Origin of the sequence: Geodermatophilus chilensis (assembly GCF_002802985.1) — a bacterium.
Classification (GTDB): Bacteria; Actinomycetota; Actinomycetes; order Mycobacteriales; family Geodermatophilaceae; genus Geodermatophilus; species Geodermatophilus chilensis.
Map to the genome: position 1 here is coordinate 1 of NZ_NVPT01000094.1, position 21,472 is coordinate 21,472.

The following is a 21,472-nucleotide window of genomic DNA, read 5'->3' on the forward strand; positions in this document are numbered from 1 at the left end:
AGATGTGTATGAGGGGCAGGGTGGGGGGCAGGGGGTCCTTCTACTTCATCAGCCACGGAGCTCCGCCTGCTGCGCGTCCTCGACGACGGCCACCACGCGCTGCCGCACCTCGGCGGCCTCCTCGCCCGACAGCGTCCGGTCCGGCGCCCGCAGGGTGAGCGAGTAGGCCAGCGACTTCCGTCCCTCGCCGACCTGCGGTCCGGTGTAGACGTCGAACAGCCGCACCGCCTCGAGCAGCTCGCCCGCGGCCACTCGGATCGACTCCTCGACCGCCGCGGCCGGCACGCCTTCGTCCAGCACGAAGGCCAGGTCGACGAAGACCGGCGGGAAGCTCGACAGGCGTGGACCCACCGCCACCGGCGCCGGCGGCAGCGCGTCGACGTCCAGCTCCATCACCGCGGTGCGGGCAGGGAGGTCCAGCGCCGCGCACACCCGCGGGTGCAGTTCGCCGGCGTGCCCGACGATCCGCTCCCCGCCCGCCCCGTCGTCGACCAGCAGCTCCGCGCAGCGGCCCGGGTGCCACGGCGCCCGCTCCCCCGCGCGCACGGCCAGCTCCACTCCGGCGGCCTCGGCCACCCGCCCGGCGGCCTGCACGGCGTCGGCCCAGACGGCCGGCCGGCCCGGGCCCCACCAGCCGCGGGGCTCGCGGTTGCCGGCGAGGGCGACGGCGACGTGCCACGGCTGCTCGGGCACCGCGCCGAGCAGCGCGGCGACGGTCTCGTCGTCGGGACGCCGGTCGACGCCGGGCAGCGGCGCGGGCGACCGCTCGCCTCCCGGGAAGACCGCGCCGTGCTCGAAGAGCGCGACGTCGCGGATACCGCGGGACAGGTTGCGCGCCAGCGCGGCGAGCAGGCCCGGCAGCAGCGTCGTCCGCAGCGCCGGCTCCTCCTCCGACAGCGGGTTGCGCACCAGCACGACCTGCCGGCGCGGGTCGTCCTCGGCCAGGCCCAGCGCGTCGAGGGCCGCCGTCCCGACGAAGGGGAAGGACGGCGCCTCGACGTGGCCGAACTCGGCCAGGGCGCGCCCGACGGCCCGCCGCCGGCGCTGCCGCTCGGTCAGGCCGCGCCCGGGCGGGGCCGTGGGCAGCACCGAGGGAACGTCGTCGTAGCCGGCGAGCCGGACGACCTCCTCGACCAGGTCGGCCGGGTCGGTGAGGTCGGGGCGCCAGGACGGCGGAGTGACCGCGAGCGGGCCGCCGTCCCCCTCGACCGTGCAGCCGACCGCCTCCAGCAGCCCGATGACCTGCGCCGGCGGGTAGGGCACGCCGGAGACCCGCCCGGGCCGCGCGGGGTCCAGCGCGATCGTCCGGCGGGGGCCGCGGGTGTCGACGTCCACCAGCGAGCCGACGACGCGCGCGCCGCCGTACTCGGCCAGCAGCTCGGCGGCGCGGGCCAGCGCGGCCACGGTCATCTCCGGGTCGACGCCCCGCTCGAAGCGCTTGGCCGCCTCGCTGGGCAGCCGGTGCCGGCGGGCGGTGCGCGCCACCCCGGTCGGCTCCCAGTGCGCGGCCTCGAGCAGCACCGACGACGTCCCGTCGCCGATCTCGGTCGACGCGCCGCCCATGACCGCCGCCAGCCCGATCGGGCCGGAGTCGTCGGTGATGAGCAGGTCGTCCGACGCGAGCTCCCGCTCGGCGCCGTCCAGGGTGGTCAGCCGCTCCCCCTCGCGGGCCCGGCGGACGACGATCGGCCCGCGCACCCGGTCGCGGTCGAAGGCGTGCATCGGCTGGCCGAGCTCGAGCATCACGTAGTTGGTGACGTCGACGGCCAGCGAGATGCTGCGGACGCCGGACTGCGCCAGCCGCCGCCGCATCCACCACGGGCTCGGCGCGGTCGGGTCCAGGCCCTCCAGCGCGATCATCGAGAAGCGGTCGCAGCGGTCGGCGTCCTCGACGGTGACGGCCCAGGCCGGCTCGCCCGACCAGGCCGGCGGGGTCAGCGCACCGGGGTCGCGCCACTCGACGCCCAGGCCGGTGCCCATCTCGCGGGCGATGCCACGCATCGACAGGCAGTAGCCGCGGTCGGGGGTGATCGCCAGCTCGATGACGACGTCGTCCAGACCGACCACCGGGCCGGCCGGGGTGCCTGGGGCCGGGGCCGTGCCGGTCGTGCTGTCGCCCAGCACCAGGATCCCGGCGTGGTCCTCGCCGACGCCCAGCTCGCGGACCGAGCAGATCATCCCGTCGGACACGTGGTCGTAGGTCTTCCGGGCGACGATCGCGAAGCCGCCGGGCAGCACGGCCCCGGGTAGGGCCACGACGACGGCGTCCCCTACGGCGAAGTTGGTGGCGCCGCAGACGATGCCCCGCGGCTGATCCTCGCCGACGTCCACCTGGCAGTAGCGGATCGGCTTCTTGAAGCCGGTCAGCTCCTCGATCTCCAGCACCCGGCCGACGACCAGCGGGCCGGTGACCTCCGCGGGCCGGTGGATCTCCTCGACCTCGAGCCCCAGCCGCACGAAGGCGGTGTCGAGGTCCTCGACCGTGGTGCCGGCGGGGACGTCGACGTGCTCGGCCAGCCAGCCGATGGGGACCCTCACTGCTCGACTCCGAAGGCAGAAGTGAAACGGACGTCGCCCTCGGCGAAGTGCCGCATGTCGCCGACGGCGGAGCGGAACTGCAGGGCCCGCTCGATGCCCATGCCGAACGCGAAGCCGGAGTACTCCTCCGGGTCGATCCCGCACGCGACCAGCACCCGCGGGTTGACCATCCCGCAGCCGCCCCACTCGACCCAGCGCGGGCCGTCGCGGTGCTCGGGGAACCACACGTCGAACTCCGCCGACGGCTCGGTGAACGGGAAGTACGACGGCCGCCAGCGGGTGACCGCGTCGATGCCGAACAGCGAGCGGGCGAGGTGGTCCAGCGTCCCGCGCAGGTGCGCCATGGTCAGCCCGCGGTCGATGGCCAGACCCTCGACCTGGTGGAACACCGGCAGGTGCGTCGCGTCGAGCTCATCGGTCCGGTACACCCGGCCGGGCGCGACGACGTAGATCGGCGGGGTGCGGGAGAGCATCGTGCGCGCCTGCACCGGGCTGGTGTGCGTGCGCAGCACCAGGCCGGAGTCCTCGGGGGCGACGAAGAAGGTGTCCATCATCGTGCGCGCCGGGTGGTCGCGGCCGATGTTGAGGGCGTCGAAGTTCAGCCACTCGGCCTCGAGCTCGGGGCCCTCGGCGACCTCGTAGCCCATCCCGACGAAGATGTCGGCGATCCGGTCGGTCAGTGTGGTCAGCGGGTGCCGGGCGCCGCGGGGCAGCCGGTCCCACGGCAGCGTGACGTCGACCCGCTCCTCGGCGAGCACCCGGGCGTCGCGCTCGGCCTCCAGCGCCGCCTTGCGGGACTCGTAGGCCTCGGTGACCGCGACCCGGGCGGCGTTGACCCGCTTGCCGGCGTCGGCCCGGGCGGCGGGCGGCAGCGCGCCGAGCTCGCGGCGGGCCAGCAGCACCGGCGCGCGGTCCCCGAGGTGGGCCGGGCGGACGGCGGCCAGCTGCTCGAGGTCCCCGGCACCGGCGAACGCCCGCCGGGCCTCGGCGACCGCGGCGTCGAGGGCCTCGGGTGAGAGGGCGGCGACCTGTTTGGGGTCGTAGGGGTCGTTGGCGCCAGACACGGGAGGCCATTCTGCCCGGGGCCGTGCGGGCGCCGCTGCCGGGTTTGCGGCGGGGCGCTCCGAGCCGGGGCGCTCGAGCCGCCGAGTGCTGCGAACTCGTGGCGATCGGGTGCTGATGGCCACGAGTTCGCAGCACTCGGTGCGGGAGCGGGGCGACCCCGGCTGCTACAACGACGGCGGCGGTGCGCACCGGTGTGCCGGGGACGGAGGACGGCGTGGCGGTGCTGCTGGCACTGGCCAGCGCGGTGGTCTACGGCGCGGCCGACTTCTGCGGCGGCCTGGCGGCCCGGCGCGCCACCGCGTTCGCCGTCGTCGCCCTCTCCCAGCTCGCCGGGCTCGTCGCCCTCCTGGCTCTGCTGCCCTGGCTGGGCGGCGACCCGACCGGCGCCGACCTCGCCTGGGGTGCCGCGGCCGGCGCAGCGGGCGCCTCCGGCCTGGTCCTCTTCTACCGGGCGCTGGCCGAGGGCGTGATGAGCGTCGTCGCGCCGGTGACCGCGGTGACGGCGGCCGCGCTGCCGGTGGTCGGCGGCCTCGCGCTCGGCGAGCGGATCGGGCCGTGGGGACTGGCCGGCATCGCGCTGGCGCTGGTCGCCGTCGTCCTCGTGGCGGCCGAGGACGGACCGGGCTCGCTGCGCACCGCGCGGCCGGCGAGCCTGGTGCCCGCGCTGGCCTCCGGCGTCCTGTTCGGCGTCTTCTTCGTGCTGCTCGACCGCACCGGGGAGGCCGCGCAGGTCAGCCCGCTGGTGGCCGCCCGCGTGGTCTCGGTGGTGGCCGTGGTCCTCGCCGCGCGGCTGGCCGCCCGGTCGCTGTCGGTCCCCCGCCCAGCGCTGCCGGTCGTGCTGCTGGCCGGCGTCGGCGACATGACGGCCAACGCGCTCTTCCTGCTCGCCGCCCAGCAGGGGCAGCTGGCGATCACCGGCATCCTCGCCTCGCTGTACCCGGTGAGCACCGTCGTCCTGGCGCAGGTCGTGCTGCGCGAGCGGCTGGTCGCCACCCAGGCCGCCGGGCTGGTCGCGGCCGGCGCGGCCGTCGTCCTCATCGCGCTGCCCTCCTGAGCTCCCCCGATGGGGCGAGGCCGCGACGCGCCTGCTCAACGCAGGCCCGGAGCGTCCGATGGGAGGACGTGACCTACTCGACCAGTGCTCCCGGGACGACCATCGACGACGTCCTGCGGGACGGCACGGTGCGCAGCGTCTTCCAGCCCATCGTCGAGCTCGACACCGGCCGCGTGGTGGCCTACGAGGCCCTGGCCCGTGGACCGCAGGGCCCGCTCGAGCGCCCCGACTCCCTCTTCGCCGCCGCGCGCGAGGCCGGCCGGCTCGCCGAGCTGGACGCCGCCTGCCGCAACGCGGCGCTCACCGGCGCGCTGGCACCGGTCACCGAGCCCGACGGCACGGTCACCCACTACATCGGCACCCAGGTCGACGTCACCTCCCGCGTGGAGGCCGAGCGGGCGCTGGTGCAGGAGCGCGACCGCACCCGCAGCTACCTGGCGCGCATCGAGGAGCTCGCCTACACCGACCCGCTCACCGGCCTACCCAACCGGCGGCGGCTGGCCGAGCAGGTCGACACCGCGGTGTGGAGCGCCCGCGCCCGCGACGAGGCGGTGGCGCTGCTGTTCGTCGACCTCAACGGGTTCAAGGCCCTCACCGGCCTGCCCGCGGCCACGGCGGCCGCCGAGGCGCGGCGCATCGCCGACGAGCTGGCCGCGGTGGTCGCCCGCCCGGTTCCGCTGCGCGACCAGGAGGTCGTCGTCCGGGCGAGCGTCGGCGTCAGCGTCTGGCCCGAGGACGGCGCGGACTTCCCGGCGCTGCTGCACGCGGCCGACATGCCTATGTACGCCATGCGCACCGGCTCTCCGGCCTGAGCCGTCCGCGCCGCCCTGCCACGGATCGCCTCTCGCGCGCGAAAGGCGATCCGACTCAGCCTTGGGCGAGCTGCGTCGTGTAGAGGCAGATCGCGGCGGCGGCGGCGAGGTTGAGGCTCTCGGCGCGCCCGCGCATCGGGATGCGCACCCGGGCGTCGGCCAGCGCGGCCAGGTCGGCGGGCACGCCGCGGGCCTCGTTGCCGAACACCCACAGCACCGGGCCGGCGAGCTCGGGCCCCAGCCGGTTGAGGGCGGCCTCTCCCCCGCCGTCGGCGGCGAGCACGGTGACGCCGGCGGCCTGCAGCCGCGGCAGCAGCTCCGGCAGCGGCGCCCCGCGGACGACGTCGACGTGGAACAGGCTGCCGGTGCTCGAGCGCACCGCCTTGCCGCCGTACGGGTCCGCCGACCCCGCACCGAACACCACGGCCCCGGCGCCGCACGCGTCCGCCGTGCGCAGCACGGTGCCGGCGTTGCCCGGGTCGGCCAGCTCGGCGAGGGCCACGGTGAGGGACGGCGGCTGCGTGACCAGGACGTCGGCCGGCACGTCGCGCAGCGCGCAGACGGCGACCAGGCCCTGCGGGGTGACCGTCTCCGACAGCGACGCGGCCGCCTTCTCCGTCACCGGCCGCACGGGCACCGGCGCGGCGGCGAGCAGGTCGCGGTGCGCCGCGGCGGCGGCCTCGGTGGCGAAGACCTCGCGGACCGCGTCCGGGTCGGCCAGCGCCTCGGCGACGGCCTGCCGCCCCTCGGCGAGGAACAGCCCTGCGGCGTCGCGACCGGCCCGCCGGGTCAGCTTGCGGGCGGCCGCCACGCGCGCCGAGCGCTCGGTCAGCGGTCCGGTCACGGCGTCCACGTGGTCACGACGTCCCTCGAGTGCGACGAACTCGTGGCGATCGGAGGCCGATGACCACGAGTTCGTCGCACCGGCGGGCGGGAGGTCTGAGCAGACACGGCGACGCCGCCGGGGCGGGTCACCGGGACCCGCACCCGACGGCGTCGGCGTGCTGCGGACCGCGTGCTCAGGCGGCCTGACCGCCGGCCGGCGCAGCGGCGACGGCCGCGCGGGAGGTCTCGACCAGCGCGGCGAACGCGGCCGGCTCGTTGACGGCGAGCTCGGCCAGCACGCGGCGGTCGAGCTCGATGCCGGCGAGCTTGAGGCCCTGCATGAACCGGTTGTAGGTCATGTCGTTCTGGCGAGCCGCGGCGTTGATGCGGGTGATCCACAGCTTGCGGAAGTCACCCTTGCGGACCTTGCGGTCGCGGTACTGGTAGGTCGCCGAGTGGAGGATCTGCTCCTTGGCCTTGCGGTACAGCCGGGACCGCTGACCCCGGTAGCCGCTGGCCGCCTCGAGAGTCGTCCGACGCTTCTTCTGGGCGTTGACCGCCCGCTTCACGCGTGCCACGGAAGGGCTCCTTTTCGTCTAGGGGGCGCTCAGAGCCCGAGCAGCTTCTTGAGGCTCTTGGTGTCGGCCGGGGAGATGACCTGGTCCTGGTCGAGCCGGCGCTTGCGACGCGAGGACTTGTGCTCGAACTTGTGCTGGTTGTTGGCCTGCTCGCGCATGAGCTTCCCGCTGCCCGTCACGCGCACTCGCTTCGCGGTGCCCTTGTGCGTCTTCTGCTTCGGCATGTCCTCGGTCCTCGTTCGTGTGTGGCGGCGCCGTGGCACGTCGACGCCGCGGCAGCCTGGGGAGCTGCCGCGACGTCCTCCGGCACGGCGCCGGTGCGTCAGGTGGTGCGGTCCTGCGGTGCGACCGTCAGGCCTGCGGGGCCTGCCCCTCGGCCTCGGCGGCCTTGTCGGCCTTGGCCTGCCGGCGGGCGCCGTCGGTCGCGGCCTGGTTCCGGTGCGGGGCGATCACCATGACCATGTTGCGGCCGTCCTGCTTGGGGTTGGACTCCACGACGCCGAGCTCGGAGACGTCCTGGGCCAGCCGCTGCAGCAGCCGGTAGCCCATCTCCGGCCGGGACTGCTCGCGGCCGCGGAACATCACGGTGATCTTGACCTTGTCGCCGCCCCGCAGGAAGCGCTCGACGTGGCCCTTCTTGGTCTCGTAGTCGTGCGGGTCGATCTTCAGGCGCAGCCGCATCTCCTTGATGACGGTGAGTGCCTGGTTCCGCCGGGCCTCGCGGGCCTTCTGGGCGGACTCGTACTTGAACTTCCCGTAGTCCATGAGCTTGGCGACCGGAGGCCGGGCCATGGGCGCGACCTCGACGAGGTCCAGCTCGGAGTCCTGGGCCAGGCGCAGCGCCTCGCCGATCGGCACGATGCCGACCTGCTCGCCCTCGGGGCCGACCAGACGGACCTCGGGGACGCGGATACGGTCGTTGATGCGGGGCTCGGTGATGGCCTCTCCTCTGCTGCTGCATGGGGAGGGCTCGCTCGGTCACCGGACGCCGACATGAGAGAGGCCCCACGAGCAGCTGCTCGTGGGGCCCACTCGCCGGGGTGCCACGGGCCCGAGGGCTCGTGCACGCCGCGGGCCCGGCCGGGTGGCCGGGCTCCGCGATCCGGGACCTGGACGCCTCGACGGCGCCAGGTGGGAGCGGGCTCCTCTTGGTCGAGCGACCCGGGGTGGGGCCGCTCAGTGGTTCGCGCGCCTCGTGTAGCGGGGAGGCACGCAGATACTACAGCGTCGCGGCGAGTGTGGTCATTCCCGGGGCGCGGGCACCTCGCCGGCGTTCAGCTCCAGGACGACGGCCGGTCGACATCGGGCAACGGAGTCCCGGGTGGCCATGTCCCGAACCGCCATGTGGTGGTCACCGGCATCCACGTCCCGTCGAGCGACCCGTACGACCGCCCGGTCACGACCGCGCCCAGTCGCCCACCGGTCACGCCGACGACCATCGTCATCCGGCTGTTGCCACGGCGGGCGTGCACCAGGGCCTCGCGGAAGCCGGGGGTTCCGGCGGTGAGCACCGCGGTCGTGGGCACCTCGACCGCGTGGCAGCGCTCGGCGACGACGCCTCCCGGGCAGGCGGTCGGGCGCGCTGCCGACAGCCGGCGCAGCCAGTCGAGGACTGCGTAGGGGTTCTGCGTCGCCGACACCTCGCGCAGACCCGGGACCTCCGCGGTGCCGTAGAAATGCCACGTGCTGCCGGTCCGCGAGTCCGGCGAGCCCGGGGTGTCGGAGTACTGCTGCGAGAAGTCCAGCACCCGGACCTCGCGCAGGTCAGGGTCCTCGATGCCCAGCTGCGCCTGCCCGACGCCAGGGAGGAGTGCACCGGTGCCGACCAGCCGGTACGGCTCCTGGTCCGGGGGCTCCCTGAGCTCCTCGTAGCCGAGGGTCAGCGCGCTCTCGGCCAGCGTGGCGGCCAGCGCCTGCACGACCTCCGCCGCCGACGCCGGATCCCCTGTGGTCACCGCAGGCAGGGTCTCCTCGTCCCATGGCGGCAGCACATCGGGGTCGGGCAGCACGGTGGTGCCGATGCCCGCGCCGATCTGCGCCCCCTCCCAGGCGAGCGAGAAGACCTGATCCGGTCGCTCGGCGGTCAGGCCGATGGCGATCCCGCGCTCGACGGCGAAGGGCGCCGACCCAGCACCGGTGCGTGGCGCCACGTAGAGGGCGGCCACGGTGAGCGAGACGCTGGTGCCCGGCCGACCGTCGGGCATCCCCGACCGGACCGCGCCTCGTGCGCTGCCGATCCGCATGTCGTCGAACGTCAGGCGACCGCAGTCGGAGATCCGGACGAGGGCGCCGTCGGCGCGGGCCACCTGGGCCGCGAGAGCCGGGTGCATCAGCTCGAGGACGGGAGCGGTCGAGGCCCGGCCACACAGGAAGGCGGGGTCGAACAGCTGGCGGGCCAACAACCGGGCGGCCGTCGTCGTCCCGGGGCCCGCCGGCAGCCCCGCTGCGGTGAGGATCATCGGGACCGCGGACTCGGGGTCGGCGACCGGCCCGGAGGCGGGCACCCCGAACACCTGCTCCTGGTCCGGTCCGACGCTCTCCCCCGCCAGCAGTGCGGCCGCGACTGCCGCCCGCGCTTCGCGGTAGGCCGCCCGGTCGACGTCGTCACCGGTCCAGCTGCAGGCGGAGAGCAGGAGCAGCACGGTGGAGCCGACCGCGAGGCCTGCTGTCCCGCCACCCAGCCCGGTCCCGGTTCCGTCGCCGGAGCACCACGACGAGGACGACGACGAGCACGGCCATGCCGGTGGCGGTCAGCACGAGACCCCAGATGCCCCACCGTTCGTCCCCCGCCAGCCGGGCGAGGCGGGCGGGATCGTCGACGACCTGCACGTCGACCGACGAGCCGATCCTCGGCACGTCCCCGTGCGTCAGCACCTGGACGTGGGCCACCCGGCCGGTGCCCTCGACCGGCAGGTCGACGTCGGTCGCCCGCGGTCCGGCGAGCACCACCTCCGCCGGACGTGCCGGCCGGTCGTCGAGCGCCGCGTCCGCCCACAGCAGCGCCCCACCGGCGAGCACCAGCACGAGGCCGACCAGGACGAGGACGGCGGCACCGAGTCGCACCAAGATCGTCATGGCGCGGCACGGTAGGGGACGGCGCGTTCCCGCTGGCGCTGTCCACAGGCGCCGGGCACGCGCGCGTCAGTCGTCGTAGAGCAGCGGCGGGGGCGGCGGCTGCTGCGCGCGGTGGGCGGCCAGCAGGGCCCGCAGCCCCTCGACGGCCTCGACCGCGCGGTCGCCGTCGGCCCCCTGGATGGCCAGCACGGCGAACTCGTCGTCGTTGGTCAGCAGCAGCGTCGCCCACCGGAATCGGCGGTCGAAGCGGATGGCCTGCACCGCCGTCCACGGCAGGGTGCGCTCGCCGAACAGGTTGCGCACCCGGATGCCGTCGGCGTCGGCGTCGACCCGCGGCCGGCCCAGCACCAGCAGCCCGGCGCCGAGCACCAGGCCGAGCCCGACGACGGCGACCTGGTCGGCCACGGTGAACCGCGCCACGCCGGTCGCGTTCTGCGGCAGGGTCACGCCCACGTAGGTCAGGACGGCGGCGACGACGACGGCGGCCGCGGCGCACAGCAGCCGCCACCGGCGGGGGACGGCGGAGACGGCGGGAGGCACGGCCCCATGGTCCCAGGCCCGCACCCCCCGCACTGTGAGCCGCCCGACCCGCGCAGGACACACCGACGCAACGGGGACGACGCACCATGGTCGCGAGCGCCGTCGACGAGGGAGAACCGTGACCGATGTCCTGCCCGAGGCCCCACCCGGGACCGAGGCGCCGCTGCCCCTGGCCGGCTACACCGTGGCGGTGACCGCGGCCCGGCGCCGCGAGGAGCTCGGCGCGCTGCTGGCCCGCCGCGGCGCGCGGGTCGTCTACGCGCCGGCCATCCGCATCGTGCCGCTGGCCGACGACGCCGAGCTGGTCGCCGCGACGCGGGAGGTGCTGGCGCAGCCGGTGGACCTGGTCGTGGCCACCACCGGCGTCGGGTTCCGCGGGTGGCTCGAGGCCGCCGACGCCTGGGACCTGCCGCTGGTCGACCACCTGCGCGGGGCCCGGGTCCTGGCCCGCGGGCCCAAGGCGCGTGGCGCCATCCGCGGCGGCGGGCTGGTCGACGCCTGGTCGCCGGCCTCGGAGTCCTCGGCGGAGGTGCTCGAGCACCTCCTGTCGGGCGCCGAGGGCCCGCTGGAGGGACGCCGCATCGCCGTCCAGCTGCACGGGGACCCGCTGCCGGACTTCGTCGGGGCGCTGCGCGCGACCGGTGCCGAGGTGCTCACCGTGCCGGTCTACCGCTGGGTGCTGCCCGAGGACGTCACGCCGGTGCACCGGCTGGTCCGCTCGGCGGTGACCGGCGCGGTCGACGCGGTGACGTTCACCAGCGCCCCGGCGGCGGCGAGCCTGCTCACCCTCGCCGACGAGCTGGGCCTGCGCGCCGAGCTGGTCGCGGCACTGACCTCCGGCGTGCTGCCGGTGGCGGTGGGTCCGGTGACCGCCGGGCCGCTCGCCGCCGCGGGCATCCCGTCGGTGCAGCCCGAGCGCGCCCGGCTCGGCGCCCTGGCCCGCGAGGTGGTGGCCCGGCTGCCCGAGCGCGACCCGGTGCTGCGCGTGGGCGAGCGGGAGCTGCAGGTGCGCGGGCACGCCGCCCTGCTCGACGGCCGCCTGGTCGAGCTGGCGCCGGGCCCGATGGCGGTGCTGCGGTCGCTGGCCGCGCGGCCGGGCACCGTCGTCCCCAAGACCGACCTGGTGGCCGGGCTGCCCGGCGGCGGCGACGGGCACGCCGTCGAGATGGCCGTGACCCGGCTGCGGGCGGCGCTGGGCCCCGGCGTGGTGGAGACCGTCGTCAAGCGGGGTTACCGCCTGGCTCCGTGATCTGTCGACCTACCGGCCGACACCGCGACCAGGTGCCGTCCCGGCTGCCGTGGAGCCCGAACCGCGGCTCCCCCTCGGGGGACCCTGCGGGCCCCCGCTCAGGGGCCCGCAGGGCTCTCGTCGTCCCTCACACCCCCGACATGCGGGCCTGGGGGCGCAGGTAGACCGTCCAGGTGACGGCGAGGCAGACCACGTAGAAGGCGATGAACACCAGGTAGGCCGAGTCGCCGGTGCCGGTGGTCAGGAACGACTGCCGGAAGGCGAGGTTGACCAGCACGCCGCCGAAGGCCCCCACCGCGCCGGCGATGCCGATGAGCGCGCCGGACATGCGCAGCGCGTGCCGGTCGGCGACGGCCGGGTCCGCGCCGACGGCGACTCGCTGCTGGGCCTGGGTGCGGAAGATCGCCGGGATCATCTTGTAGGTCGAGCCGTTGCCGATGCCGCTGAGCACGAACAGCGACACGAAGCCGACGACGAACAGCGCCAGCGACCCCACCTGGCTGGCGGTCCACACGATCGCCGCGCCCACGGCCATCGCCACGAAGTTCCAGAAGGTGATGCGGGCGCCGCCGAAGCGGTCGGCCAGCGAGCCGCCTAGCGGGCGGATCAGCGAGCCCAGCAGCGGGCCGAGCCAGGTCAGCGAGGCCGCGGCGAGGGGCGTGGCGAAGTCCTCCCCGAACTGGTTCTGCAGCACCTGGCCGAAGGCGAACCCGAAGCCGATGAACGAGCCGAAGGTGCCGATGTAGAGGAACGACATGATCCAGGTGTGCGGCTCGCGGGTGGCCTCGCGCATGGCCCGCGGCTGGTTGCGCGCCGTCGTCAGGTTGTCCATGAGCAGCGCCGCGCCGACGGCGGCCGCGACGATCAGCGGGATGTAGACGAGCAGGACCAGGCGCGGGTGCTCCACGCCCGCGGTGGCCAGCACGAGCAGGCCCACCAGCTGGACGACGGGGACGCCGAGGTTGCCGCCGCCGGCGTTGAGGCCCAGCGCCCAGCCCTTGAGCCGGTTCGGGTAGAAGGCGTTGATGTTGGCCATCGAGCTGGCGAAGTTGCCGCCGCCGACACCGGCCAGGCAGCTGACGACCAGCAGCGTCGTGTAGTCGACGCCGGGCTCGAGGACGACGGCCGTGGCGATCGTGGGCACGAGCAGCAGCGCGGCGCTGACGATCGTCCAGTTGCGCCCGCCGAACCTCGCGACGGCGAAGGTGTAGGGCAGCCGGACGAACGCGCCCAGCGCCGTCGGCAGCGTGGTGAGCAGGAACTTCCCGGCCGGGTCGATGCCGTACACCGCCTCGGGCAGGAAGAGCACGAGCACCGACCACAGGCTCCAGATCGAGAAGCCGATGTGCTCGGAGAAGACGGAGAAGAAGAGGTTGCGGCGGGCGACCGGCCTGCCGGTGGACTCCCAGAAGGCGGGGTCCTCCGGGCGCCAGTCGTCGATCCAGCGACCCGGGCGCGTCGCGACGGCGGCCGGCGCGGTCTGCTGGCTGGTGGTGGGTGTGGGGGCGGCCATGGGCCAGAACGGTGGCGGTCCGTCGTTCCCCCGCCGTTGCTGCCGGGCAGAACTCGTGTTCCGTTGTGCTCACCGGCGCACACCCGCTGTGGTGAGGCCGTCGTCCACCGGCGTGCGCACCGGCCCGGCCAGTGGGGAGGATCGGCGGCGTGACCGTGACCGAGGACCCAGCGGCTGCCGGCCGCGCCCTGTTCGAGGACGGCGCGGCGGTCGCGGGCACGATGAGCCGGAACGCCGCCACGCTCGTCTACCCCGACCCGGCCGGCCGGGCGGCGGTGCGCCTGGAGGACCGGCTGGCCCGCTGCCTGCGGACGGCGGCCGACGAGGCGGCGGGGATCGCCGTCCCCCGGGAGCGGGCCCGCGCCGGTGCCGTGCTCGCCTTCGCCGTCGAGCACGGCGTGGCGCTGGCCCGCGGCGGGCGACCGGTCCGCACCGACGGCTTCTTCACCCCGCGCACCGGCGGGCGCTCGGCCGCGGACACGGTCACCGAGGCCGTGGTCGCCGCCGCCCGCGGCTCGCACGACGAGCGGCGGGTGCGGCACCTGGGCTACCTGCTGGCCGAGGTGGCCTCCTCCCCCGACCTGGACGCCGCGCTGGTCGACCGGGCGCTGACGCTGTCCGCCGGGCTGACGTGGCGGCAGCTGGTGCTGCTGGCCGGGGTCGGCCGCCGCGACCGCGCACCGCTGCCGATGGCCCCGCTGGCCGACGACCCGCGCGGCTGGACGGCGTGGGGCGCCCGCGAGGACGTCACCGACCTGCAGCGGACCGGACTGCTCGACCCGCCGCCGGCGCAGCCGCGCCCGGGCGGCGCGGCGCTCCCCCGGCTGCGCCCGGCCGACCTGCGGCTGACCCGCCGCGGCGTGCTGGTGCACCGGCTGCTCGCGCTGGGCTTCGTGCGGGACGACGTCGTCGCCGCGGCCCTCGCCGAGCTCGGCTGAACCGCGGTCAGTCCGGCAGCTGGGCGTAGGCGCGCACCGGGAAGGTGCCGAAGCCGGCGAAGCGGGGCGGCGCCGCGGTGAACCGGGCGCCGGTGCCGGGAACCCGGTCCAGGCCGGTGAGGTGCTCGACGACCGGGATGCCCACGCCCAGCAGCAGCGTGTGCGCCGGTCGCTCGCCGTGCTCGGTGACCTCGTCGATGTTCACGGCGTCGATGCCCACCAGCGCCGGCGCCCGGTCGACCAGCCACCGCGCGGCGTCCCCGGAGAGGAAGGGCGCGTCCACGGCGTAGTCCGGCGTCCCGAAGGCGGCGTCCCCACCGGTGTGCAGCAGCACCGCACAGCCGGCGACGTCGAGCCCGCCGAGGTCGTCCACGGTCACCGCCCGACGGCCGGAGCCGGCGGTGCGGACGACGAGTGCCGGCAGGTCGGCCAGCTGCTCCAGCGGCAGCCCGGCGAGGTCGGTCCCGTCGCCGTGGCGGTGGGAGGGGCTGTCGAGGTGGGTGCCGGTGTTGCCGACCATGCGCACCACGTCGATGGCGAACTCGGTGCCCGGCGCGTAGAGCTGCCGCGAGGCCTCGCGGGTCAGGTGCGGGGTCACCTCCGGCGCGGGCAGGCCGGGGTAGGTGACCATCCCGGCCGCGATCACGTGACTGAGCTCGACGAACCTCGGCATGCGGCCCACCCTGCCGCACCGGGGGCCGTTGCCGGATCGTGACCCGCAGCTGTGGGTCTGCGGCAGGCCGCACCGCGTGGAGAGGGCAGGAGACCGGCAGAGGAGGCACGGGTGGGCGACGGGGACCGGGGCTTCGCGGAGTTCGCGTCCGCGGAGCAGGCCGCCCTGCTGCGCCTGGCCGTCCTGCTCTCCGGCGACCGCGGACACGCGGAGGACCTCGTGCAGACCGCACTGCTCTCGACCTACCGGCACTGGGACCGGATCAGCCGGTCCGGCCCGCCCTCGGCGTACGTGCGCCGGGCGCTGGTCAACGCCCACACGAGCTGGCGGCGCCGGCTGTCCACCAGCGAGCAGGTGGTGGAGTCGGTGCCCGACCGGGCGACGGCACCCCACCAGGACGGCGACGAGCAGCTGCGCGCCGCGCTGCGGGAGCTGCCGGTCCGGATGCGCACGGCGGTGGTGCTGCGCTACTTCGAGGACCTCTCCGAGCAGCAGACCGCCGACCTCATGGGGTGCTCGCCCAGCACGGTCAACACGCAGACCGCGCGCGGCCTGGCCCGCCTGCGCGCCGCGCTGTCCGCGCTGCAGCCGGCCGGGCGGGAGGAGCGGTGAGGGACGACGAGCTGCGGGCGCGGCTGACCGCCCTCGCCGACGCCACCGCGCCGCCGCCGCGCGCCGACCTGGCCGCGGTGGTCGAGCACCGGCACCGGGCCCGCCGCCGCACGCAGCTGCGCGTCGGCGCGGCCGCGGTGGCGGTCGCGGCGGTCGCCGTGGCGGTCCCGCAGCTGGTGCCGGGACGGCCGGTGGCGGAGCCGGCGACCGCGGTCGCCGAGGCGCCGCCGGCCCCGCCGCTGACGGACGCCGACGCCTCCGGCGCCCGCACCGTCGGCTCGCTGGCCGGGGACGCGGCGTTCGTCGAGGCGGTGCGGCAGCTGCCCTGGAGCGATCGGGGGACGCGTGCGGCCGACCCTCCGCCGGCCGGCTCGCGGGTGCTCTTCGCCGGCGACGTGCCCGGTGGGCGCTGGGCGCTGGTCGCCCGCCCGTCGACCGTGCCGCCGCCGCTGGTGGACGACGACGAGCTCGAGCGGGAGCTGGGCACGGGGTCGGTCGCGCTCGCCTGGTTCGCCGGTCCCCCGGGCGCGGCGCCGGAGGAGCTGCGGCTGCGGGGCACCCCCGTGGTCACCGGGCCCGGGCTGCCGGTCGCGCTGTGGGACCGGGGCACCGGGACGCTGGCCGTCGTCTCGCCGTCCCCGGCCGTCGGCGCCCGCGTGGTCGATGGGAACGGCACGCCGCTGGCCGAGCTGCCCCTCACCGACGGGTTCGCGGTGGCGGCTGCGCCCGAGCGAACGGCGACGGTCGAGGTCCTGGCCGCGGACGGCACCGTGCTGGCGTCGGTCGAGCCGCTCACCGGCGCGGGTGGGTGAGCGGCGTGCGGATCAGCGTGTGGGTCACCGCCGTCCTCGCCCTGACCGCCTGCGACGGGGGCGTCGGGCAGGCCTGCCCGGCGGTCGCCTGGGGCAACGGACTCACCGTCGAGCTCGCCGGCGACTGGCCGCCCGGGGAGGGCCGGTCGGTGCGGGTCGGCTGCCCGCAACCGTGTGGCCTGGCGTTCCGCGAGGACGCACCGCCCGGGCCCGTGCAGGAGGGCGTCGCGCCGCTCACCGGGTCGACTGCCGCACTGTCCTTCGTGATGGAGACGCCGGACGAGGTGGACGTCGCCGTCCTGGGCCCGACGGGGCCGTCCTCGCCGAGCTGACCGCCGACCTCCAGTGGGTGCGGGTCGGCGGCAGCGCGGAGTGCGGCGGGCCGCACGAGGCCACGGTGACCGTCCCGGCGCCCTAGCGGTCAGGCCCGGCGTCGGGCCCGCAGCACGGTGTCGGCGATCGGCAGCTCGTGCCCGGCAGGGCCGCTCGCCGTCCGCGGGCGGTCCTCGCAGACGACGACGTCCCAGGCGGCGGGATCGAGCGTCGCGGCGACCTGCCCGGCCGTGAAGAACATCTCCGGCAGGCCGGTGTGCAGTTCGCTGGGCCGGTGCCCGACGACGAGCAGGCTGCCGCCTGGGGCGACGGCCGCGGCCAGCCGGGCGAACACCGGGTCCCGGTCCTGCGGTGGCAGGTGGAAGTACTGCACCGAGACCAGGTCGAAGGCGCCCGCCGGCGGGGCCCAACCGGTGAGGTCGGCGTGCACCCACTCGACCCGCCCGGCGACCTCCGGGCCCAGCCGCTCGGCCGCCGCGGCGGCGCGGGCGAGCGCGACGGTGGAGAAGTCGACGGCGGTCACCTGCCAGCCGCGGCCGGCCAGCCACACCGCGTCGCCGCCCTCGCCGCTGCCGGCGTCCAGCGCCCGGCCCGGCGTCAGCGCGGCGGCCTCGGCGACCAGCTGCGGGTTGGCCCGGCCGCTCCAGAGCGCCGGCGCCGTGCGGTAGCGCTCCTCCCACGAGGCCTCGTCGAACCGGATCTCCCCGTGCGCGTGGTGTGCTGCGTGCTCCATGCGCGACAGCCTCCCCAGAGCGACGCCGACTTGACAAAGGACCTTGCCGGACCGGCAAATGTCGGGCATGGCGGACGACGAGGCGACGACCGACGCGGTGCTCACCGCCGTCGGCCCGCGGCTGCGCGCGCTGCGCCAGCGGCGCGGGAGCACCCTGACGCAGCTGTCGGAGGAGACCGGCATCTCGGTCAGCACGCTGTCGCGGTTGGAGTCCGGGCAGCGGCGACCGACCCTGGAGCTGCTCCTGCCGCTGGCGCGGGCCCACCAGGTGCCGCTCGACGAGCTGGTCGGCGCACCGGAGACCGGCGACCCGCGCATCCACCCGCGGCCGGTGGTGCACCACGGCGTCACGTCGCTGCCGCTGACCCGCCGTCCGGGCGGGGTGCAGGCCTTCAAGCAGGTCTACCCGTCCGGCTGGCCCGGGGGCGAGCCGGAGCAGAGGACCCACGAGGGCTACGACTGGGTCTACGTGCTGTCCGGACGGCTGCGGCTGGTGCTCGCGGAGCACGACCTGCTGCTCGGTCCGGGCGAGGTCGCCGAGTTCGACACCCGTACTCCGCACTGGTTCGGCAACCCCGGCCCGGAGCCGGCCGAGGTGCTGGCGATGTTCGGCCCGCAGGGCGAGCGCATGCACGTGCGGGCCCGTCCCCGCCGCGCCGAGTGAGCACTTGTCGTCGTCCGGACCGGCGTGTCAGGCCGTGTCGGCGACCCCAACTGCTCACTCGGCCGGGATGGGCTTCAGACCTCGACGACGATCTCCCCGCCGGACTCGTGCACCGGGTACACGCGGATCGGCGCGGCGCCGGAGGTCGAGGCCCCGTCGCTCCACCGGTAGGCGTAGAGGTGCAGCGGGCAGACCAGCACGTTCACGTCGGTCTGCCCGTCCGCGAGCGGCCCGCCGGCATGCGGGCAGGCGGCCTGGGTGGCGTGCAGCGAGCCGTCCCGCAGCCGGAAGACGGCGACCTGCACGCCGCCGGCGACGAAGGCCCGCCCCTCCCCCGGCGGCACCTCCTCGACCCGCCCGACGGCGTACGCCTCGCCCCGCAGGGCCGGTGCCGGACCGGGGGTGCGCACGTCGGTGGCCGGACTGCCCGGATCGGTGCCGGGGGTGGTGGGCCGGGCGGCCTCGAGGTGCGGCGCGCTCATCGGACCGGCACCTTCGGCAGCGCGACCAGCGGCAGCGCGGTGCGGAACTGGCCGGGCGTCGCCGGCTCCTTCCCGTCCTGGCCCCAGGGGTCGGTGTAGGCGTCGACCGACCTCTGCATGTTGGCGTCCAGCTCGGCCACGATCCCCTCGCTGTCCTCGAGCAGCACCGACCGGATCCGCTCCAGCCCGACCCGCGGCACGAAGTCGTAGGTCCGCTCCAGCCAGTTGGCGTTCTCCCGGTAGTACTGGAGGAACCGGCCGGTGAGCCGGAGCACCTCCTCCGGGGAGTCGACGGTGGCCAGCAGGTCGCCCTTGCGGACGGTGGCCCCGGCGGCGCCGCCGACGTAGACCTCCCACTTCCCGTTGCCGACGGCCACGACGCCGACGTCCTTGACGTAGGCCTCGGCGCAGTTGCGCGGGCACCCGACGACGGCGAGCTTCATCTTCGCCGGGCCCTCGATGCCCTGGAACCGGGTCTCCAGGTCGATGCCCAGCTGGGTGGAGTCGCCCAGGCCGAAGCGGCAGAAGTCGCTGCCCACGCAGGTCTTCACGGTGCGGAAGCTCTTGCCGTACGCGTATCCCGAGGGCATGCCGAGGTCGTCCCACATCCGCGGCAGGTCCTCCTTGCGCACCCCCAGCAGGTCGATGCGCTGCCCGCCGGTCACCTTGACCATCGGGACCTCGTACTTCTCGGCGACCTCGGCGATCCTCCGCAGCTGGGCCGGGGTGGTGACCCCGCCCTTCATCTGCGGGACGACGGAGAAGGTGCCGTCGCGCTGGATGTTGGCGTGCACCCGGTCGTTGATGAACTCGCCGTCCTTCTCGGGGACGAAGTCCACGCCCCACAGCATCTTGAGCAGCGAGGTCAGGCCCATCTTCGACCGCGCGTCCTCCTGCCCGCCCGGGGCGAGGGTGGCGAAGACCGCCGAGACGCTGCGCAGGTCGTGCTCGCGGATGGCCCGCACCAGCTCCGGCTTCGGCATCGGGACGCCGGGCACGTAGTAGGAGGCGGCCGGGTCCTCGGTGAGGTCGCCGTCGGCGGCCCACTCGACGATCTGCTTGACCAGCGACTTGCAGGAGCCGCAGCCCTTGCCGGCGCGGGTGGCGTCCATGACCGCGCCGACGCTGCCGCACCCGCCGGCGACGGCGCCGCAGATGTCGCCCTTGGAGACCCCGTTGCAGTTGCAGACCTGCGAGTCGGCCGGCATCTCGGCGACACCCACCTCCTCGGCGCCGTCGGAGAGGTCGACCAGCAGCCGGATCCGCTCCTCCGGCAACGGCGCGCCGCGGTCGAAGGCCTGGGTCAGGTAGGCGACCTTGCGGGTGTCGCCGAGCAGCGTGGCGCCGATCAGCACGTCGTCGCGGATGACGACCGACAGGTGCACCCCGCGCTTCGGCTCGGAGATCACCAGGAACTCGTCGTCGTCCCGCTCGGGGGTGGTGACCCCCATGGTGGCGACGTCGACGCCGGCGACCTTGAGCTTGGTCGCCGTCCGGCTGCCGTGGTACTCCGCATCCGGGTCGGTGCCGGTCAGGACGTCGGCCAGCACCTTGGCGTGCTCCCACGCCGGCTGCACCAGGCCGTAGACGGAACCGCGGTGCTGGGCGCACTCGCCGATCGCGTAGACGTCGGGGTCGTCGGTGCGCAACTGGTCGTCGACGACGACGCCGCGCTCGACCTCCAGCCCCGAGAGCACCGCGACGTCGGTGTGCGGCCGGACGCCGGCGGCCACGACGAGCAGGTCGCAGTCCAGCCGCCGGCCGTCCTTGAGCACCACGCCCTCGACGTGCTCGGTACCGAGCACCTCGGTGGCCAGGACGTCGAGGTGGACGGCGATCCCGAGGGACTCGACGCTCCTCTTGAGGATCGCGCCGGCCTCGGCGTCGAGCTGGGCGTTCATCAGGTGCGGCATGGCGTGCACCAGGTCGACCTGCAGCCCGTGCCCCTGCAGCGCGCGGGCCGCCTCCAGCCCGAGCAGGCCCCCGCCCATGACCACCGCCCGGCGGCAGCGGCCGGTGGCCTCCAGCATGGCGCGGGTCTCGTCGATGGTGCGGAACCCGAAGACGCCGGGCAGCAGGCTGCCGTCCTCGCGGCGGACGCCGGTCATCGGCGGGATGAACGAGTAGCTGCCGGTGGCCAGCACCAGGTGGTCGTAGGGGGTGACCGAGCCGTCGGAGCCGAGGACGGTCTTGGCGGCGGTGTCGATGCGCTCGACCCGGACGCCGGCCCGCAGGTGCACGCCGTTGTCGGCGTACCAGTCGTGGCTGTTGAGGACGATGTCGTCCTCGTGCGACTCCCCGGCCAGCACCGGCGAGAGCATGATCCGGTTGTAGTTGCCGTGCGGCTCGTCGCCGAACACGGTGATGCGGAACTGGTCGCCGCCGCCGCGCTCGAGCACCTCCTCGACCAACCGGGCGCCGGCCATGCCGTTGCCCACCACGACCAGCCGGCTCCGCGCGTCGGTGTCGTCGTCGTCCAGGTGCAGCGAGGTCAGCCCCTCGGGGCGACCACCGAGAACGGCAGTCATCAGACCTCCACCAGCCCGAGGTCGACGACCAGCTCGCCGGTGACGCCGATCGGCGCGGCCGCCTGCAGCTCGACGACCGTGCCGCCGGGCAGGTCCTCGACGACCCGCAGCGGGACGTGCACGTCGCCCTTGGCCCCGATCGGGAACCAGCGCACCGGCACCCCGTCGCGGACCAGCAGCACGTACACCAGGTGATCGGTGGAGTTGCCGCCGCGGAAGTACAGCGCCTGCGCGGTGGCGCCGCCGGGCACCGTGTAGCGCAGCGCGGGGTCGACCGGGCCCGGCTTGTCCAGGCCCTCCCCCGCGATCGGGTACACGCCTTGCAGGAACCGGGGTGTGCTGTTCACGCGGGGGGTCCTCCTCCGGGACGGGGGATCGGGGGTCGGGTCGCCTTTCGCGCGCGAAAGGCGACCCGACCCCCGATCCCCCGTCCCGGAGGAGGACCCCC

At 75.5% G+C, this 21,472-nt stretch carries 23 protein-coding genes; 8 read left to right on the forward strand and 15 right to left on the reverse strand.

All coding sequences use genetic code 11. The features are described 5' to 3' along the window. Positions 1-48: 48 nt before the first annotated feature. On the reverse strand, positions 49-2,538 hold the full coding sequence (gene pheT, locus CNO22_RS16260; RefSeq protein WP_100500355.1) for a phenylalanine--tRNA ligase subunit beta: 2,490 nt from the start codon (positions 2,536-2,538) through the stop codon (positions 49-51). Beyond that, the gene (gene pheS, locus CNO22_RS16265) at positions 2,535-3,602 is read right to left on the reverse strand and encodes a phenylalanine--tRNA ligase subunit alpha (protein WP_100500356.1); all 1,068 of its coding nucleotides are present in this window, start codon (positions 3,600-3,602) and stop codon (positions 2,535-2,537) included. The genes pheT and pheS overlap by 4 nt, the downstream gene beginning before the upstream one ends. Positions 3,603-3,784: 182 nt before the next feature. Between pheS and CNO22_RS16270 the strand changes: the two genes are divergently transcribed. Both CNO22_RS16270 and CNO22_RS28420 read left to right on the forward strand, forming a co-directional pair. After that, on the forward strand, positions 3,785-4,657 hold the full coding sequence (locus CNO22_RS16270; RefSeq protein ID WP_232807087.1) for an EamA family transporter: 873 nt from the start codon (positions 3,785-3,787) through the stop codon (positions 4,655-4,657). 68 nt (positions 4,658-4,725) lie between these two features. Further along, positions 4,726-5,469 carry a diguanylate cyclase domain-containing protein gene (locus CNO22_RS28420; protein WP_232807088.1) on the forward strand — a complete coding sequence of 248 codons (744 nt, stop codon included), beginning with the start codon at positions 4,726-4,728 and terminating at the stop codon, positions 5,467-5,469. 55 nt (positions 5,470-5,524) lie between these two features. On the opposite strand, the gene CNO22_RS16280 is transcribed toward CNO22_RS28420, so the two are convergent. From CNO22_RS16280 to CNO22_RS16315, 7 genes are all read right to left on the reverse strand, one after another. Continuing rightward, positions 5,525-6,313, reverse strand: coding sequence for a TrmH family RNA methyltransferase (locus CNO22_RS16280; protein WP_198588383.1), 789 nt, complete (start codon positions 6,311-6,313; stop codon positions 5,525-5,527). A gap of 175 nt (positions 6,314-6,488) precedes the next feature. Then, positions 6,489-6,872: a 50S ribosomal protein L20 gene (rplT, locus tag CNO22_RS16285; RefSeq protein WP_072920037.1), complete on the reverse strand. Its 384-nt coding sequence runs from the start codon at positions 6,870-6,872 to the stop codon at positions 6,489-6,491. 29 nt (positions 6,873-6,901) lie between these two features. Continuing rightward, positions 6,902-7,096, reverse strand: coding sequence for a 50S ribosomal protein L35 (gene rpmI, locus CNO22_RS16290; RefSeq protein ID WP_012949078.1), 195 nt, complete (start codon positions 7,094-7,096; stop codon positions 6,902-6,904). 127 nt (positions 7,097-7,223) lie between these two features. Beyond that, entirely contained in the window at positions 7,224-7,811 is a 588-nt protein-coding gene (infC, locus tag CNO22_RS16295) for a translation initiation factor IF-3 (protein WP_100500358.1), read from the reverse strand. A 335-nt stretch (positions 7,812-8,146) separates the two neighbouring features. Next, complete coding sequence (locus CNO22_RS16300; RefSeq protein WP_157936973.1) at positions 8,147-9,514, reverse strand: hypothetical protein; 1,368 nt, start codon at positions 9,512-9,514, stop codon at positions 8,147-8,149. Further along, complete coding sequence (locus CNO22_RS16310) at positions 9,477-9,947, reverse strand: hypothetical protein (RefSeq protein ID WP_157936974.1); 471 nt, start codon at positions 9,945-9,947, stop codon at positions 9,477-9,479. Before CNO22_RS16310 ends, CNO22_RS16300 begins: the two co-directional genes overlap by 38 nt. A 66-nt stretch (positions 9,948-10,013) precedes the next feature. Further along, positions 10,014-10,487 (reverse strand): PH domain-containing protein, encoded by a 474-nt coding sequence (locus tag CNO22_RS16315; protein ID WP_100500362.1) that lies wholly within the window; start codon positions 10,485-10,487, stop codon positions 10,014-10,016. Positions 10,488-10,605: 118 nt separating this feature from the next. On the opposite strand from CNO22_RS16315, the gene CNO22_RS16320 reads away from it, so the two are divergent. Next, positions 10,606-11,736 carry a uroporphyrinogen-III synthase gene (locus CNO22_RS16320; protein WP_100500363.1) on the forward strand — a complete coding sequence of 377 codons (1,131 nt, stop codon included), beginning with the start codon at positions 10,606-10,608 and terminating at the stop codon, positions 11,734-11,736. Between the two features lie 127 nt (positions 11,737-11,863). Here the strand turns inward: CNO22_RS16320 and CNO22_RS16325 are convergent, their stop codons facing one another. Further along, complete coding sequence (locus CNO22_RS16325) at positions 11,864-13,249, reverse strand: nitrate/nitrite transporter (RefSeq protein ID WP_100500364.1); 1,386 nt, start codon at positions 13,247-13,249, stop codon at positions 11,864-11,866. A 149-nt stretch (positions 13,250-13,398) separates the two neighbouring features. Between CNO22_RS16325 and CNO22_RS16330 the strand changes: the two genes are divergently transcribed. Further along, positions 13,399-14,187 (forward strand): hypothetical protein, encoded by a 789-nt coding sequence (locus tag CNO22_RS16330; protein WP_100500365.1) that lies wholly within the window; start codon positions 13,399-13,401, stop codon positions 14,185-14,187. A gap of 7 nt (positions 14,188-14,194) precedes the next feature. Here CNO22_RS16330 and CNO22_RS16335 read toward each other — a convergent pair whose 3' ends face one another. Beyond that, positions 14,195-14,860 carry a cyclase family protein gene (locus CNO22_RS16335; protein WP_100500374.1) on the reverse strand — a complete coding sequence of 222 codons (666 nt, stop codon included), beginning with the start codon at positions 14,858-14,860 and terminating at the stop codon, positions 14,195-14,197. Positions 14,861-14,971: 111 nt separating this feature from the next. Here CNO22_RS16335 and CNO22_RS16340 point away from each other — a divergent pair, with 111 nt between their 5' ends. Genes CNO22_RS16340 through CNO22_RS16350 form a run of 3 tightly spaced genes read left to right on the forward strand, consistent with a single transcriptional unit; the run spans position 14,972 to position 16,616 of the window. Beyond that, positions 14,972-15,472: a SigE family RNA polymerase sigma factor gene (locus tag CNO22_RS16340; RefSeq protein ID WP_100500366.1), complete on the forward strand. Its 501-nt coding sequence runs from the start codon at positions 14,972-14,974 to the stop codon at positions 15,470-15,472. Continuing rightward, a complete protein-coding gene (locus CNO22_RS16345; RefSeq protein WP_100500367.1) occupies positions 15,469-16,284 on the forward strand; it encodes a hypothetical protein in 816 nt (271 codons plus the stop codon). Before CNO22_RS16340 ends, CNO22_RS16345 begins: the two co-directional genes overlap by 4 nt. A 5-nt stretch (positions 16,285-16,289) precedes the next feature. After that, a complete protein-coding gene (locus tag CNO22_RS16350; protein WP_157936975.1) occupies positions 16,290-16,616 on the forward strand; it encodes a hypothetical protein in 327 nt (108 codons plus the stop codon). An 89-nt stretch (positions 16,617-16,705) separates the two neighbouring features. Here CNO22_RS16350 and CNO22_RS16355 read toward each other — a convergent pair whose 3' ends face one another. After that, on the reverse strand, positions 16,706-17,350 hold the full coding sequence (locus tag CNO22_RS16355; protein WP_100500369.1) for a class I SAM-dependent methyltransferase: 645 nt from the start codon (positions 17,348-17,350) through the stop codon (positions 16,706-16,708). A gap of 58 nt (positions 17,351-17,408) precedes the next feature. Between CNO22_RS16355 and CNO22_RS16360 the strand changes: the two genes are divergently transcribed. Continuing rightward, positions 17,409-18,014, forward strand: coding sequence for a helix-turn-helix domain-containing protein (locus tag CNO22_RS16360; protein ID WP_232807089.1), 606 nt, complete (start codon positions 17,409-17,411; stop codon positions 18,012-18,014). Positions 18,015-18,088: 74 nt separating this feature from the next. Here CNO22_RS16360 and CNO22_RS16365 read toward each other — a convergent pair whose 3' ends face one another. The 3 genes from CNO22_RS16365 to CNO22_RS16375 are packed head-to-tail and all read right to left on the reverse strand — an operon-like array spanning position 18,089 to position 21,371. Further along, a complete protein-coding gene (locus tag CNO22_RS16365) occupies positions 18,089-18,496 on the reverse strand; it encodes a Rieske (2Fe-2S) protein (protein WP_100500370.1) in 408 nt (135 codons plus the stop codon). After that, positions 18,493-21,024 (reverse strand): nitrite reductase large subunit NirB, encoded by a 2,532-nt coding sequence (gene nirB / locus CNO22_RS16370; protein ID WP_198588384.1) that lies wholly within the window; start codon positions 21,022-21,024, stop codon positions 18,493-18,495. The genes CNO22_RS16365 and nirB overlap by 4 nt, the downstream gene beginning before the upstream one ends. After that, on the reverse strand, positions 21,024-21,371 hold the full coding sequence (locus CNO22_RS16375; protein ID WP_100500371.1) for a molybdopterin oxidoreductase: 348 nt from the start codon (positions 21,369-21,371) through the stop codon (positions 21,024-21,026). The genes nirB and CNO22_RS16375 overlap by 1 nt, the downstream gene beginning before the upstream one ends. Positions 21,372-21,472 lie beyond the last annotated feature (101 nt).

What these genes read in the sequence shown, in the direction of transcription:
- rpmI (WP_012949078.1), bottom strand. Translation starts at nt 7,096, where the DNA reads ATGCCGAAGCAGAAGACGCACAAGGGCACCGCGAAGCGAGTGCGCGTG.
- CNO22_RS16310 (WP_157936974.1), bottom strand. Translation starts at nt 9,947, where the DNA reads ATGACGATCTTGGTGCGACTCGGTGCCGCCGTCCTCGTCCTGGTCGGC.
- CNO22_RS16325 (WP_100500364.1), bottom strand. Translation starts at nt 13,249, where the DNA reads ATGGCCGCCCCCACACCCACCACCAGCCAGCAGACCGCGCCGGCCGCC.
- CNO22_RS16335 (WP_100500374.1), bottom strand. Translation starts at nt 14,860, where the DNA reads ATGCCGAGGTTCGTCGAGCTCAGTCACGTGATCGCGGCCGGGATGGTC.
- CNO22_RS16355 (WP_100500369.1), bottom strand. Translation starts at nt 17,350, where the DNA reads ATGGAGCACGCAGCACACCACGCGCACGGGGAGATCCGGTTCGACGAG.
- CNO22_RS16360 (WP_232807089.1), top strand. Translation starts at nt 17,409, where the DNA reads ATGTCGGGCATGGCGGACGACGAGGCGACGACCGACGCGGTGCTCACC.
- CNO22_RS16365 (WP_100500370.1), bottom strand. Translation starts at nt 18,496, where the DNA reads ATGAGCGCGCCGCACCTCGAGGCCGCCCGGCCCACCACCCCCGGCACC.
- nirB (WP_198588384.1), bottom strand. Translation starts at nt 21,024, where the DNA reads ATGACTGCCGTTCTCGGTGGTCGCCCCGAGGGGCTGACCTCGCTGCAC.